Raw genomic sequence first — 11,911 nt, 5'->3', positions numbered from 1 at the left:
GAGGTGCAACAGAATGTCTCGAGTAGGTAAAAAACCAATTGAGGTTCCTGCTGACGTAACTGTAACAGTTGGTTCAAACAACGAAGTTACTGTTAAAGGTCCAAAAGGCGAATTAACTCGTACTTTTAATGCAGATATTAAAATCGAACAAGAAGGCAACGTAATCACATTGGTTCGTCCTTCTGAATCAAAAGAACACCGCACAATTCACGGTACAACTCGTGCCTTACTTGCAAACATGGTTGAAGGTGTTTCAAAAGGTTTCGAACGTGGTCTTGAATTAGTCGGGGTTGGGTACCGTGCACAATTACAAGGGAAAAAGCTTGTATTGAACGTTGGGTATTCTCATCCAGTAGAATTTACACCTGAAGACGGCTTAGAAGTAGAAGTTCCTTCTAACACTAAGATCGTTATCAAAGGTATTAATAAAGAGCGTGTTGGAGCACTTGCTTCAAACATCCGTGACGTACGTCCTCCAGAGCCTTATAAAGGTAAAGGGATTCGTTATGAAGGCGAAGTTGTTCGTCGTAAAGAAGGTAAAACAGGTAAATAATGCTGCATAAGCATTAGAAAGGAGTGACCTCTGTGATTACGAAACAAGATAAAAATCAGGTTCGTAAGAAGCGTCATGCACGCGTTCGTTCTAAAATCACTGGTACTGCTGAGCGTCCACGCTTAAACGTATACCGTTCGAACAAACACTTGTATGCGCAATTAATCGACGATGTTGCTGGTACTACATTAGCAAGTGCAAACACTATGGAAAAAGATTTCGATGGTGCTGGAAATGTAGAAGCTGCAACTAAAATTGGTGAAGCAATCGCTAAACGTGCTGCGGAAAAGAACATCAAATCTGTTGTCTTCGACCGTGGTGGTTACTTATATCATGGCCGCGTGAAAGCTTTGGCTGAAGCAGCTCGCGAAAACGGCTTAGAATTTTAAGAAGAAGGAGGGACACATTTCATGCGTCGCATTGATCCAAACAAACTTGAACTTGAAGAACGCGTAGTTACGATTAACCGCGTAGCGAAAGTTGTAAAAGGTGGACGTCGTTTCCGTTTCACTGCTTTGGTTGTTGTTGGTGACAAGAATGGCCACGTAGGATTTGGTACTGGTAAAGCCCAAGAGGTTCCAGATGCAATCCGTAAAGCAGTAGAAGATGCGAAGAAAAACCTAATTGAAGTACCAATGGTTAAAGGTACTACACCTCACTTAGTAATCGGACGTTTCGGTGCTGGTGAAATCCTAGTAAAACCTGCTGCTCCAGGTACTGGAGTAATCGCTGGAGGACCTGTTCGTGCGGTTCTTGAGTTAGCTGGAATTACAGACATTCTTTCTAAGTCACTTGGTTCTAACACGCCTATCAACATGGTGCGTGCAACTATCAGCGGACTAACTGAATTAAAACGCGTAGAGGAAGTAGCTAAACTTCGCGGTAAATCAGTAGAAGAATTGTTAGGTTAAGGGAGGGAAATGACATGGCTAACAAACTAGAAATTACCCTCACAAAAAGCGTGATTGGCAGAAAGCCAGCTCAACGCAAAACTGTTCAAGCATTAGGCTTACGCAAAATGCACCAAACAGTTGAACATGCTGATAACGAAGCAATTCGCGGCATGATCACTAAAGTAGCTCACTTAGTTTCTGTAAAGGAACTTTAATACGTATTTAAACAATAAGGAGGTGCCACCCAAATGAAACTCCATGAGTTAAAACCTTCAGAAGGTTCACGTTCAGTACGTAAACGTAAAGGACGCGGAATCGGAACTGGAAATGGTAAAACTGCAGGTAAAGGTCATAAAGGTCAAAACGCTCGTTCTGGCGGAGGTGTTCGTCCAGGATTTGAAGGCGGTCAAAACCCATTGTACCGTCGTTTACCAAAACGTGGATTTACAAACATCAACCGCAAAGAGTATGCGATTGTCAATTTAGACGTTCTTAGTCGATTTGATGAAGGAGTAGAAGTAACTCCTGAATTGTTGATTGAATCTGGAATTGTTAGCAGTGAAAAATCTGGTATCAAAATTCTAGGTAACGGATCTTTAGACAAAAAGCTTACTGTGAAAGCACACAAATTCTCTGCTTCTGCTAAAGAAGCGATCGAGAATGCTGGCGGAACAGCTGAGGTGGTTTAATGTTTCAAACAATCTCCAACTTTATGCGCGTGAGAGATATTCGAAATAAAATCATCTTTACTCTATTGATGCTAATCGTTTTCCGTATTGGGACATTCATTCCAGTACCGAATGTGGATGCAGCAGTGTTACAAGCTCAAGATCAATTTAGCTTGATTGGTTTCTTAAATACTTTCGGTGGTGGGGCATTGGCTAACTTCTCCATTCTTGCAATGGGAATCATGCCTTACATTACAGCGTCAATCATTGTGCAATTATTGCAAATGGATGTTGTACCGAAATTTACAGAATGGGCAAAGCAAGGGGAAGTCGGAAGACGTAAACTTGCTCAGTTCACTCGTTACTTCACAATCGTCTTAGCGTTCATTCAAGCGATTGCTATGTCTTATGGTTTTAACCGTATGTATGGTGGATCGTTGATTCGTGAAGATGGCATCTCGACATATATCGTGATTGCACTTGTATTAACAGCAGGAACTGCTTTCCTTTTATGGTTATCAGAGCAAATTACTGCCAAAGGGGTAGGTAATGGTATTTCCATTATCATCTTCGCTGGTATCGTAGCTGCGATTCCTACTGTTGCAAACCAAATTTATGCACAACAATTTGAGAATGTGGGCGATGATTTATTCATCAAAATTGCGATTATGGTATTACTACTTTTAGCGATTATTGCGATCACAGTAGGAGTTATCTATGTGCAACAAGCACTACGTAAAATTCCTATTCAATATGCGAAGCGTGTTGCTGGTCGTGAGAAAACTGGTGGGCAACAAACTCACTTGCCGTTAAAAGTTAATGCTGCGGGAGTTATTCCGGTAATCTTCGCGGTTGCATTTTTAATCACACCTCAAACGTTGTCAACTTTCTTTGGACAAAACAGTGTAACGGATTTTATCCAAAACACGTTTGATTATACAAAACCTTTAGGTATGCTCATTTACGTTGCGTTAATCATTGCGTTCACTTACTTCTATGCATTCATTCAAGTGAATCCAGAACAAGTAGCGGACAATTTGAAAAAGCAAGGAGCGTACATTCCGGGAATTCGTCCAGGTAAAAACACGCAAGATTATTTAACGACTGTCTTGTATCGTTTGACATTTGTTGGGGCTTTGTTCCTTGCAGTGATTTCGATCCTACCGATCCTATTCGTTAACTTTGCTGGTCTTCCAGCTTCTGCGCGAATCGGGGGGACAAGTTTACTAATCGTTGTTGGTGTTGCACTTGAAACGATGAAACAATTAGAAGCACAATTAGTGAAGCGTCATTATAAAGGCTTCATGAAATAATGTCGGTCACGAAGGAACGTTTCGTTCCTTTCCCGACAAACTTGAAACAGGGGGCAAAACGTATGAATATCGTTTTGATGGGTCTGCCTGGTGCTGGTAAAGGTACTCAAGCAGATAAAATTGTTGAGAAGTACGAAATCCCTCATATTTCTACAGGCGATATGTTCCGTGCAGCGATGAAAGACGGCACAGAACTTGGCCTAAAAGCTAAATCGTATATGGATCAAGGAGCTTTAGTTCCTGATGAAGTGACGATTGGTATTGTCCGTGAACGTTTAAGCAAATCAGATTGCGATAATGGATTTTTGTTAGACGGTTTTCCAAGAACGGTTCCTCAAGCAGAAGCACTAGATGAGCTTCTATCTGATATGAACCGTGAAGTAGAACACGTTTTAAATATTCAAGTAGAGCAAGACGAGCTTGTGAAACGCCTTACTGGACGTCGAATTTGTAAAGTGTGTGGAACTGCTTACCATCTCGTATTCAATCCTCCAAAAGAGGAAGGCGTATGCGATAAAGATGGTGGAGAGTTGTACCAACGAGCAGACGACAATCCAGAAACGGTCACGAACCGTCTGGAAGTAAATATGATGCAAACCCAGCCACTGCTTGATTACTATAATCAAAAAGGTGTGCTGACAAATATAAATGGTCAGCAAGACATTCATAAGGTATTTGCTGATTTAAATGCTCTTTTAGAGAGTAAACGCAGCTAAATCCTAGCGGCACGCTTGTGAACGAACGTTTAATCGAGAGCTGCAAAAGCATATTGTGCCCGCTATACACGAGCAGAAAATTATTTTCTGTACTGGTATAATGGGTTTCGTGGAAGCATCTGTGTAACGGATATGGTGGAACTCATCCAAGGCATTCCGAGCGGTCGTGTTTACATGAGGGAGACAAGGTTCACCCGGGTCAGTCTACTCCGTAGGTTGCCAGAAGCGAAGCCTGACGAGTGTCTTTCAACATCTCTCATGCAAACCAAACATATGATGTATGGGGCTTCGAGCGATCGATGCTTGCTGCTCATTTCGTTTGATTTGATGATGGGTACCTGATTTTTTATACAGAAGGGAGACAGGGTAGATGGCGAAAGACGATGTAATTGAAGTCGAAGGAACAGTTGTTGAGACTTTGCCAAACGCGATGTTTAAGGTAGAATTGGAAAATGGCCATACAATTTTGGCTCACGTGTCGGGAAAAATCCGCATGCATTTTATCCGTATTTTACCTGGAGATAAAGTCACAATTGAACTTTCTCCTTACGATTTAACTCGCGGTCGTATCACATACCGTTTTAAATAATCTTTTGCACTCCGGAATATTAAGGAGGTTAGGTTAGATGAAAGTGAGACCATCTGTGAAACCGATCTGCGAAAAATGTAAAGTAATTCGCCGACGCGGTAAAGTAATGGTAATCTGTGAAAATCCTAAACACAAACAAAAACAAGGCTAAAATGAAGGAGGTGCACGACACACATGGCACGTATTGCTGGTGTTGACATTCCACGCGACAAACGCGTTGTTATTTCATTAACGTACATTTACGGTATTGGTAAAACTACAGCTCAGAAAGTATTAGCTACTGCTGGTGTTTCAGAAGAAACTCGCGTACGCGATCTTACTGAAGATGAGTTAAACAAAATCCGTGAAGCAATTGGTACTTACAAGGTAGAAGGTGACCTTCGCCGTGAAGTATCTTTAAACATTAAACGATTGATGGAAATCGGTTCATTCCGAGGTATCCGTCACCGTCGTGGTTTACCTGTTCGTGGACAAAATACGAAGAACAATGCGCGTACGCGTAAAGGTCCTCGTAAAACTGTTGCGAACAAGAAAAAATAATCGGTAAAGGAGGTTTCTTCTTAACATGGCACGTAAACAACAAACACGTAAGCGTCGTGTGAAAAAGAATATCGAATCCGGTATTGCACACATTCGCTCTACATTTAACAACACAATTGTAACGATTACAGATATGCAAGGAAATGCGATTGCTTGGTCTAGTGCTGGTGCATTAGGTTTCCGTGGTTCTCGTAAATCAACTCCGTTTGCTGCGCAAATGGCTGCTGAAACTGCTGCGAAATCATCAGTTGAGCATGGTTTAAAAACGTTAGAAGTAACTGTAAAAGGTCCTGGTGCTGGTCGTGAAGCTGCTATTCGTGCACTTCAAGCTGCTGGTCTAGACGTTACAGCAATTAAAGATGTAACTCCAGTTCCACATAACGGTTGCCGCCCACCGAAACGTCGTCGCGTGTAATAGGTGCTTCTCATAAAATAGTTGTTTCATTGATTGAGAACATCACATCTTGTACAGACTGAGTTTTACAACATAAGATTCAACTAGTTAGCTAAGATTTTAGGATGAAGCGAACCTATACAAACGATGTTTTGAAGGAGGGTAATGGAATGATCGAAATTGAAAAACCAAAGATTGAAACGGTTGAGATCAGCGAAAATGCTAAATTCGGCAAATTTGTTGTAGAACCACTTGAGCGAGGATATGGAAACACTTTAGGAAATTCTTTACGTCGTATTCTTCTATCTTCATTGCCAGGTGCAGCGGTTACTTCTATTCAAATTGATGGCGTTTTACATGAATTCTCTACTATTGAAGGTGTAGAGGAAGACGTAGCTTCTATCATTATGAATGTGAAAAAACTAGCACTTAAAATCTATTCTGATGAAGAAAAAGTCATCGAAATAGATGTAAAAGGTGAAGGACAGATTACAGCAGCTGACATTACTCATGACAGTGACGTAGAAATCTTAAATCCAGATCTATATATCGCAACAATCGGTAAAAACGGTCACTTACGTATGCGTTTATATGCATCTAGAGGTCGTGGTTATACTCCTGCTGATCAAAACAAACGTGAGGATCTTCCAATTGGCGTGATCCCAATCGACTCTATTTACACTCCAGTTTCACGCGTCAATTTTCAAGTGGAAAACACTCGTGTTGGTCAAATGACGAACTTCGATAAATTGACACTTGATGTATGGACAGATGGAAGCATCGGTCCAAAAGAGGCGATTTCGCTTGGAGCGAAAATTTTAACTGAGCATTTAAATATCTTCGTTGGCATGACAGATGAGGCTCGTACAGCTGAAATCATGGTTGAAAAAGAAGAAGATCAAAAAGAAAAAGTCTTGGAAATGACAATTGAAGAGCTGGATCTTTCTGTTCGTTCTTATAACTGCTTGAAGCGTGCTGGTATCAATACGGTACTAGAGTTAGCGAACAAGTCAGAAGACGACATGATGAAAGTTCGTAACCTTGGACGTAAGTCTTTAGAAGAAGTGAAGTTCAAGTTAGAAGATTTAGGCTTAGGATTACGCAAAGAAGACTAAGCGATGTTTGATATAAAGGAATAACGATTCAACAAAGGAGGTAAACAGCTATGGGTTACAGAAAACTTGGACGTACAAGTTCTCAGCGTAAAGCTATGTTGCGTGATTTAGCAACTGACCTAATCATCAACGAGCGTCTTCAAACAACTGAAGCACGTGCGAAGGAATTACGTTCTGTTGTAGAAAAAATGATCACTTTAGGTAAACGTGGAGATTTGCATGCACGTCGTCAAGCAGCTACATTCATTCGTCGTGAGTTAGCAACATCTACTGACGAAGAAGGAAACGAATCAACTGTTTTTGCTTTGCAAAAGTTATTTGATGATGTAGCTCCTCGTTATGCAGATCGTCAAGGCGGATACACTCGTATCATGAAAATGGGACCTCGTCGTGGAGACGGTGCACCAGTAGTAGTGATTGAATTAGTTTAAGCGACAAATGGAAAGAGGGTTAGGTTTACACCTCCCTCTTTTTTTAAAAGATAGAACACCATTTATACGACAAAATTCAAAAGCTGAGCGTTACGATGAGCGAGCCATTATGGCGGCGTCTCGTCTAGCTCTACGCACCTCATTCACATATTAGGTCTGAGCAACCTGATATGACACATAGACAGAAGAGCGCATTACTCTGAATGAGGTGCGCGCTTTTTTATTTCATCGTAAACTAGAATAGCAGAGCAAAGCAGAGACAGGAGGCGACCATATGAAACACATAATTGAGTTACAACAAGTCACATTTTCATATGATCCAGAGAACAACGTAAAACCCGCAGTGCAAAATGTTTCATTCACCGTAAATGAAGGAGAATGGGTAGCAATAGTGGGGCATAATGGCTCCGGAAAATCGACATTAGCAAAATTGGTGAATGGTTTACTGTTTCCGAATGAAGGAAAGGTGCGAATGTTCGGCATGGACATGGGGGAGGATACCATTTGGGAAATCCGTTCGAAAATGGGAATGGTCTTTCAAAACCCAGACAACCAATTTGTCGGTGCAACCGTACAAGATGATGTGGCATTTGCTTTAGAGAACTATGGCGTGCCATTTGAAGAGATGGTTCAGCGTGTGCATGATTCTTTAACGCAAGTGAAAATGGAAGAATTTTTAGATCAAGAACCACACCATTTGTCTGGTGGTCAAAAACAACGCGTGGCGATAGCTGGTGCATTAGCCCTTCGTCCAGAGTTACTTATATTGGATGAAGCGACGTCCATGTTAGATCCTCAAGGTAGAAAAGAAGTGATCCAAAGCCTACAGCAATTAAGAGAAACAACGAATTTGACTGTTGTTTCCATTACGCACGATTTAGAGGAAGCACTTCTCGCTGATCGCGTAATTTTGATGAATCAAGGAGCGAAATACATGGAAGGTAAGCCCATGGAAGTTTTCGAAGATGCGGCAACGATTGAACGACTCGGTTTAGATTTGCCGTTTCCACTGAAGATGCATCATTTACTGCGAGATGAAGAAATTACTCTTCCTGTTGCAGTTACGTCAGACGAAGAGTTGGTGAATGAACTATGGAAATTGTATTCAAACAAGTAGGCTTCTCCTACTCAAAAGGAACTCCATTTGAAAAACGAGCACTTATGGATGTAAACGTAAGGATAAAAAGTGGCTCGTATCATGCAGTCATTGGGCATACGGGGTCCGGGAAATCGACGTTGCTACAGTTAATGAACGGGTTGTTAAAACCGAGTGAAGGACAAGTACGTGTAGGCGATCGAATGATGATTGCTGGAAAGAAAACAAAAAACCTCGTAGAGATGCGTAAGCACATTGGCATTGTGTTTCAATTTCCGGAACAGCAGTTATTTGAAGAAACAGTGGAGAAAGATATCATGTTTGGTCCGATGAATTTTGGGGTGTCAGAAGCAGAAGCAAAAAGTCGAGCGAAAGAATATATTTCCCTTGTTGGTTTGGATGAGACATTTTTAGAAAAATCACCATTTGATTTATCGGGCGGACAAATGCGTCGCGTCGCAATTGCAGGCGTGTTGGCCATGAAACCCTCTGTTCTTATTCTAGATGAGCCCACGGCAGGACTAGATCCACGAGGAAGAAATGATATGATGGAGTTATTCGCGGCACTTCATTTACGTGAAGAGTTAACGACAATTTTGGTAACGCATTCGATGGAGGATGCATGGCGCTACGCAGATGAAGTGACTATTATGTACCGTGGGAAAAGTGTGTTAACTGGGGAAACGACGGATGTGTTAACAAATGAAACAGCACTGGCAAACTATTCCCTTCGTATGCCGCACGTGATGGAATTCAAACGTATTCTTGAACAAAGACTTGGCGTTTCACTAGAAGGGTACCCGAAAACAGAACAAGAATTAGCTAAAGTAATTGCTTCACGCTTCGCAAAGGAAGGTGAAGAATAATGTTAGAGTCCATGATTTTTGGACGGTATATTCCAGGTAATACGTTGGTGCACCGCATGGATGCGAGAGCGAAAATACTATTTGTATTTTTCTTTATCGCGATTGTGTTTATTGCCAATAACGCCATCACTTACGGGCTATTAGTAATTACCGTTGCAGCTTTTGTTGGTTTATCAAAAATACGACCATACTTTTTATTGAACGGTTTAAAACCAGTAGTCTTTCTTGTGTTATTTACGTTCTTCTTGCATTTATTTTTCACAAAAGGAGGAGACGTTCTCTTTTCATATCGATTCATTACCATTTATGAAGAAGGATTACGACAAGGGATATTTATCTCTATCCGATTTTTCTTGTTAGTCGTTGTGACAACGATCTTAACACTGACAACTTCTCCTATATCCATTACAGATGGTATTGAATTATTGCTACACCCACTTAAGCGTTGGAAACTGCCGGTGCATGAACTAGCATTGATGATGTCGATTTCCTTGCGATTTATTCCAACATTGATGGACGAAACGAGCAAAATTATGAAAGCGCAAATGGCACGTGGCTCCGATATGACAAGTGGGCCAGTAAAGGCGCGGCTAAAAGCAGTAGTACCTTTACTCATTCCGTTATTTGTTAGTGCATTTAAACGTGCAGAAGACTTGGCGATTGCGATGGAAGTCCGAGGCTATCGTGGCGGGGAAGGAAGAAGTCGCTATCGCAAGTTGGACTGGAGATTTGCTGATACGATGGCTCTTGCCTTTCTTGTAGTACTTGCGATCGTACTTTTTCTGTTTCGCTCGTGATGAAAAAGGAGTAATGCTCGCATGACTAGATGGAAAATGACAATTTCATATGACGGAACTGACTTTGTCGGCTATCAAATCCAGCCAAACGGACGAACGGTTCAAGAAGAAATAGAAAATGTATTATCTCGCATGCATAGTTGCACACCCATTCGAGTTGTTGCGAGCGGTAGGACGGACGCAGGCGTGCATGCAAGCGGACAAGTGATTCACTTTGATACAACGCTTGTTCTTCCTGCAGAACGGTGGATACGTGCGTTAAATAGCCAATTACCCACAGACATCCGAGTATTGGAAGCAGAAACCGTGCACGACACGTTTCATGCTCGTTTTGATACGACAGGAAAACGCTATCGCTACAAATGGGATATCGCGAAAATTCAACAACCTTTCCATCGCAATTATGCAGTCCATGGGATTGGAACACCTTCCATTGAGTTGATGAAAGAAGGAGCGTCTTCACTTATTGGAACGCATGACTTCAGTAGTTTTTGTGCAGCGAATACATCGGTAAAAGACAAAGTTCGTACGATTGAATCGATTACGTTCGTTTTGGTGAATGAAGAGCTGCATATGGTGATTCAAGGTGACGGCTTCCTCTATAATATGGTCCGCATTATCGCGGGTTTATTGTGGGAAGTGGGAACAGGAAGACGAGCTGTAGATGAAGTGAAGGAAATCTTGCACGCAAAAGATCGGAAAAAATCCGCTAAAACGGCACCTGCGCATGGTCTTTATCTCGAGAAAGTGTTCTACGAGTAGGTAGTACACGCTTCCAGGTGTTTTGCGAAAAAGCCTTGACTTATGTAGCTGGACGTTATATGATAACAGATGGTATTTTCAATACTCCCACGATAAGCCCCGAATCTTGTTGATGAGGATAGAGAAAATTTTTTGAACGATGATATATCGAAATTAGGAGGACAACATACATGCGTACAACATTCATGGCTAAAGGTCACGAAGTAGAGCGTAAATGGTTAGTAGTAGACGCAGAAGGCCAAACACTTGGTCGTTTAGCTTCTGAAGTAGCTGCCATCTTACGTGGTAAAAACAAACCAACATTTACACCAAACGTTGACACTGGTGATCACGTAATCATCATCAACGCTGAAAAAATTCACTTAACTGGTAAAAAATTATCAGACAAAATCTACTACCGTCATACACAATTCGCTGGTGGATTAAAACAACGTACTGCATTACAAATGCGTACGAACTACCCAACAAAAATGTTAGAACTAGCAATCAAAGGGATGCTTCCTAAAAACTCTTTAGGTCGTCAAATGTTCACGAAACTTAACGTTTACGCTGGAGCAGAACACCCACATGCTGCACAAAAACCAGAAGCTTACGAGCTTCGCGGATAATTAAGAGGAGGATACTACTTTGGCACAAGTTCAATATATCGGCACTGGTCGCCGTAAAAGCTCTGTAGCACGTGTACGTTTAGTACCGGGCGAAGGAAAAATTGTTATCAACAAACGTGACGTAGAAGATTACGTACCATTCGCAACTTTACGCGAAATCATCAAACAACCATTAGTAGCAACTGAAACAGTTGGAAGCTACGACATTCACGTGAATGTTAACGGTGGTGGATACACTGGTCAAGCTGGAGCAATCCGTCATGGTGTTGCTCGTGCACTACTTCAAGTAGACCCAGATTTCCGTCCAGCATTAAAATCAGCAGGACTATTAACTCGTGACCCTCGTATGAAAGAGCGTAAAAAATACGGTCTTAAAGGCGCGCGTCGTGCACCTCAGTTCTCAAAACGTTAAACTTCGGATTATACAAACTCTCAAGCTCTCGAGCTTGGGAGTTTTTTCTTACGATTAGTCAATGATTTTCTTTAAACTCTTTCTTCGAATTGTTTCAATTTTGAACTTACAAAATGAAAGACATACTAAATAAACCTTCTGATTATCATTTTCAAAAG

General features: G+C 41.5%; 19 protein-coding genes. All 19 read left to right on the top strand.

All coding sequences use genetic code 11. The features are described 5' to 3' along the window. Positions 1 to 13 precede the first annotated feature (13 nt). The 19 genes from rplF (at position 14) to rpsI (ending at position 11,753) form a co-directional block, all read left to right on the top strand. Positions 14 to 553, top strand: a complete 540-nt coding sequence (gene rplF, locus D3873_RS12485; protein WP_119884312.1) for a 50S ribosomal protein L6 — start codon at positions 14 to 16, stop codon at positions 551 to 553. A 32-nt stretch (positions 554 to 585) separates the two neighbouring features. After that, positions 586 to 942 (top strand): 50S ribosomal protein L18, encoded by a 357-nt coding sequence (gene rplR, locus D3873_RS12480; RefSeq protein ID WP_119884311.1) that lies wholly within the window; start codon positions 586 to 588, stop codon positions 940 to 942. A 21-nt stretch (positions 943 to 963) separates the two neighbouring features. Continuing rightward, the gene (rpsE, locus tag D3873_RS12475; RefSeq protein ID WP_119884310.1) at positions 964 to 1,464 is read left to right on the top strand and encodes a 30S ribosomal protein S5; all 501 of its coding nucleotides are present in this window, start codon (positions 964 to 966) and stop codon (positions 1,462 to 1,464) included. A gap of 14 nt (positions 1,465 to 1,478) precedes the next feature. Further along, complete coding sequence (gene rpmD / locus D3873_RS12470) at positions 1,479 to 1,661, top strand: 50S ribosomal protein L30 (protein ID WP_119884309.1); 183 nt, start codon at positions 1,479 to 1,481, stop codon at positions 1,659 to 1,661. A 33-nt stretch (positions 1,662 to 1,694) separates the two neighbouring features. Further along, a complete protein-coding gene (gene rplO / locus D3873_RS12465; protein ID WP_119884308.1) occupies positions 1,695 to 2,135 on the top strand; it encodes a 50S ribosomal protein L15 in 441 nt (146 codons plus the stop codon). Next, positions 2,135 to 3,427 carry a preprotein translocase subunit SecY gene (secY, locus tag D3873_RS12460; protein WP_119884307.1) on the top strand — a complete coding sequence of 431 codons (1,293 nt, stop codon included), beginning with the start codon at positions 2,135 to 2,137 and terminating at the stop codon, positions 3,425 to 3,427. Before rplO ends, secY begins: the two co-directional genes overlap by 1 nt. A 62-nt stretch (positions 3,428 to 3,489) precedes the next feature. Next, entirely contained in the window at positions 3,490 to 4,143 is a 654-nt protein-coding gene (locus tag D3873_RS12455; protein WP_119884306.1) for an adenylate kinase, read from the top strand. Between the two features lie 370 nt (positions 4,144 to 4,513). Beyond that, positions 4,514 to 4,732 carry a translation initiation factor IF-1 gene (infA, locus tag D3873_RS12450; protein ID WP_016429904.1) on the top strand — a complete coding sequence of 73 codons (219 nt, stop codon included), beginning with the start codon at positions 4,514 to 4,516 and terminating at the stop codon, positions 4,730 to 4,732. A gap of 37 nt (positions 4,733 to 4,769) precedes the next feature. Further along, the gene (rpmJ, locus tag D3873_RS12445) at positions 4,770 to 4,883 is read left to right on the top strand and encodes a 50S ribosomal protein L36 (RefSeq protein ID WP_000868344.1); all 114 of its coding nucleotides are present in this window, start codon (positions 4,770 to 4,772) and stop codon (positions 4,881 to 4,883) included. Between the two features lie 23 nt (positions 4,884 to 4,906). After that, positions 4,907 to 5,272 carry a 30S ribosomal protein S13 gene (gene rpsM / locus D3873_RS12440; RefSeq protein WP_119884305.1) on the top strand — a complete coding sequence of 122 codons (366 nt, stop codon included), beginning with the start codon at positions 4,907 to 4,909 and terminating at the stop codon, positions 5,270 to 5,272. Positions 5,273 to 5,297: 25 nt separating this feature from the next. Then, positions 5,298 to 5,687 carry a 30S ribosomal protein S11 gene (gene rpsK, locus D3873_RS12435; RefSeq protein ID WP_119884304.1) on the top strand — a complete coding sequence of 130 codons (390 nt, stop codon included), beginning with the start codon at positions 5,298 to 5,300 and terminating at the stop codon, positions 5,685 to 5,687. Positions 5,688 to 5,836: 149 nt separating this feature from the next. Then, entirely contained in the window at positions 5,837 to 6,781 is a 945-nt protein-coding gene (locus D3873_RS12430) for a DNA-directed RNA polymerase subunit alpha (protein ID WP_119884303.1), read from the top strand. Positions 6,782 to 6,831: 50 nt separating this feature from the next. Further along, positions 6,832 to 7,212 (top strand): 50S ribosomal protein L17, encoded by a 381-nt coding sequence (rplQ, locus tag D3873_RS12425; protein WP_119884302.1) that lies wholly within the window; start codon positions 6,832 to 6,834, stop codon positions 7,210 to 7,212. 274 nt (positions 7,213 to 7,486) lie between these two features. Continuing rightward, positions 7,487 to 8,329 carry an energy-coupling factor ABC transporter ATP-binding protein gene (locus D3873_RS12420; protein ID WP_119884301.1) on the top strand — a complete coding sequence of 281 codons (843 nt, stop codon included), beginning with the start codon at positions 7,487 to 7,489 and terminating at the stop codon, positions 8,327 to 8,329. Further along, positions 8,305 to 9,174 carry an energy-coupling factor ABC transporter ATP-binding protein gene (locus D3873_RS12415; RefSeq protein WP_119884300.1) on the top strand — a complete coding sequence of 290 codons (870 nt, stop codon included), beginning with the start codon at positions 8,305 to 8,307 and terminating at the stop codon, positions 9,172 to 9,174. The genes D3873_RS12420 and D3873_RS12415 overlap by 25 nt, the downstream gene beginning before the upstream one ends. Further along, positions 9,174 to 9,971 (top strand): energy-coupling factor transporter transmembrane component T family protein, encoded by a 798-nt coding sequence (locus D3873_RS12410; protein WP_119884299.1) that lies wholly within the window; start codon positions 9,174 to 9,176, stop codon positions 9,969 to 9,971. The genes D3873_RS12415 and D3873_RS12410 overlap by 1 nt, the downstream gene beginning before the upstream one ends. 21 nt (positions 9,972 to 9,992) lie before the next feature. Next, positions 9,993 to 10,733 carry a tRNA pseudouridine(38-40) synthase TruA gene (gene truA / locus D3873_RS12405; protein ID WP_119884298.1) on the top strand — a complete coding sequence of 247 codons (741 nt, stop codon included), beginning with the start codon at positions 9,993 to 9,995 and terminating at the stop codon, positions 10,731 to 10,733. Between the two features lie 170 nt (positions 10,734 to 10,903). Then, positions 10,904 to 11,341, top strand: a complete 438-nt coding sequence (gene rplM / locus D3873_RS12400) for a 50S ribosomal protein L13 (RefSeq protein WP_119884297.1) — start codon at positions 10,904 to 10,906, stop codon at positions 11,339 to 11,341. Positions 11,342 to 11,360: 19 nt separating this feature from the next. Continuing rightward, positions 11,361 to 11,753 (top strand): 30S ribosomal protein S9, encoded by a 393-nt coding sequence (gene rpsI, locus D3873_RS12395; RefSeq protein ID WP_119884296.1) that lies wholly within the window; start codon positions 11,361 to 11,363, stop codon positions 11,751 to 11,753. The last annotated feature ends 158 nt before the right edge of the window (positions 11,754 to 11,911 follow it).

The organism is Paenisporosarcina cavernae (assembly GCF_003595195.1).
Taxonomy (GTDB): domain Bacteria; phylum Bacillota; class Bacilli; order Bacillales_A; family Planococcaceae; genus Paenisporosarcina; species Paenisporosarcina cavernae.
The sequence above is the reverse complement of the archived record's forward strand: the minus strand, read 5'-3'. Positions and strand labels throughout refer to the sequence as shown.

Excerpts from the sequence above, each read along its gene's own strand:
- rplF (WP_119884312.1), top strand. The coding sequence starts at position 14 with ATGTCTCGAGTAGGTAAAAAACCAATTGAGGTTCCTGCTGACGTAACT.
- rpsE (WP_119884310.1), top strand. The coding sequence starts at position 964 with ATGCGTCGCATTGATCCAAACAAACTTGAACTTGAAGAACGCGTAGTT.
- rpmD (WP_119884309.1), top strand. The coding sequence starts at position 1,479 with ATGGCTAACAAACTAGAAATTACCCTCACAAAAAGCGTGATTGGCAGA.
- rplO (WP_119884308.1), top strand. The coding sequence starts at position 1,695 with ATGAAACTCCATGAGTTAAAACCTTCAGAAGGTTCACGTTCAGTACGT.
- secY (WP_119884307.1), top strand. The coding sequence starts at position 2,135 with ATGTTTCAAACAATCTCCAACTTTATGCGCGTGAGAGATATTCGAAAT.
- D3873_RS12455 (WP_119884306.1), top strand. The coding sequence starts at position 3,490 with ATGAATATCGTTTTGATGGGTCTGCCTGGTGCTGGTAAAGGTACTCAA.
- infA (WP_016429904.1), top strand. The coding sequence starts at position 4,514 with ATGGCGAAAGACGATGTAATTGAAGTCGAAGGAACAGTTGTTGAGACT.
- rpmJ (WP_000868344.1), top strand. The coding sequence starts at position 4,770 with ATGAAAGTGAGACCATCTGTGAAACCGATCTGCGAAAAATGTAAAGTA.
- rpsM (WP_119884305.1), top strand. The coding sequence starts at position 4,907 with ATGGCACGTATTGCTGGTGTTGACATTCCACGCGACAAACGCGTTGTT.
- rpsK (WP_119884304.1), top strand. The coding sequence starts at position 5,298 with ATGGCACGTAAACAACAAACACGTAAGCGTCGTGTGAAAAAGAATATC.
- D3873_RS12430 (WP_119884303.1), top strand. The coding sequence starts at position 5,837 with ATGATCGAAATTGAAAAACCAAAGATTGAAACGGTTGAGATCAGCGAA.
- rplQ (WP_119884302.1), top strand. The coding sequence starts at position 6,832 with ATGGGTTACAGAAAACTTGGACGTACAAGTTCTCAGCGTAAAGCTATG.
- D3873_RS12420 (WP_119884301.1), top strand. The coding sequence starts at position 7,487 with ATGAAACACATAATTGAGTTACAACAAGTCACATTTTCATATGATCCA.
- D3873_RS12415 (WP_119884300.1), top strand. The coding sequence starts at position 8,305 with ATGGAAATTGTATTCAAACAAGTAGGCTTCTCCTACTCAAAAGGAACT.
- D3873_RS12410 (WP_119884299.1), top strand. The coding sequence starts at position 9,174 with ATGTTAGAGTCCATGATTTTTGGACGGTATATTCCAGGTAATACGTTG.
- truA (WP_119884298.1), top strand. The coding sequence starts at position 9,993 with ATGACTAGATGGAAAATGACAATTTCATATGACGGAACTGACTTTGTC.
- rplM (WP_119884297.1), top strand. The coding sequence starts at position 10,904 with ATGCGTACAACATTCATGGCTAAAGGTCACGAAGTAGAGCGTAAATGG.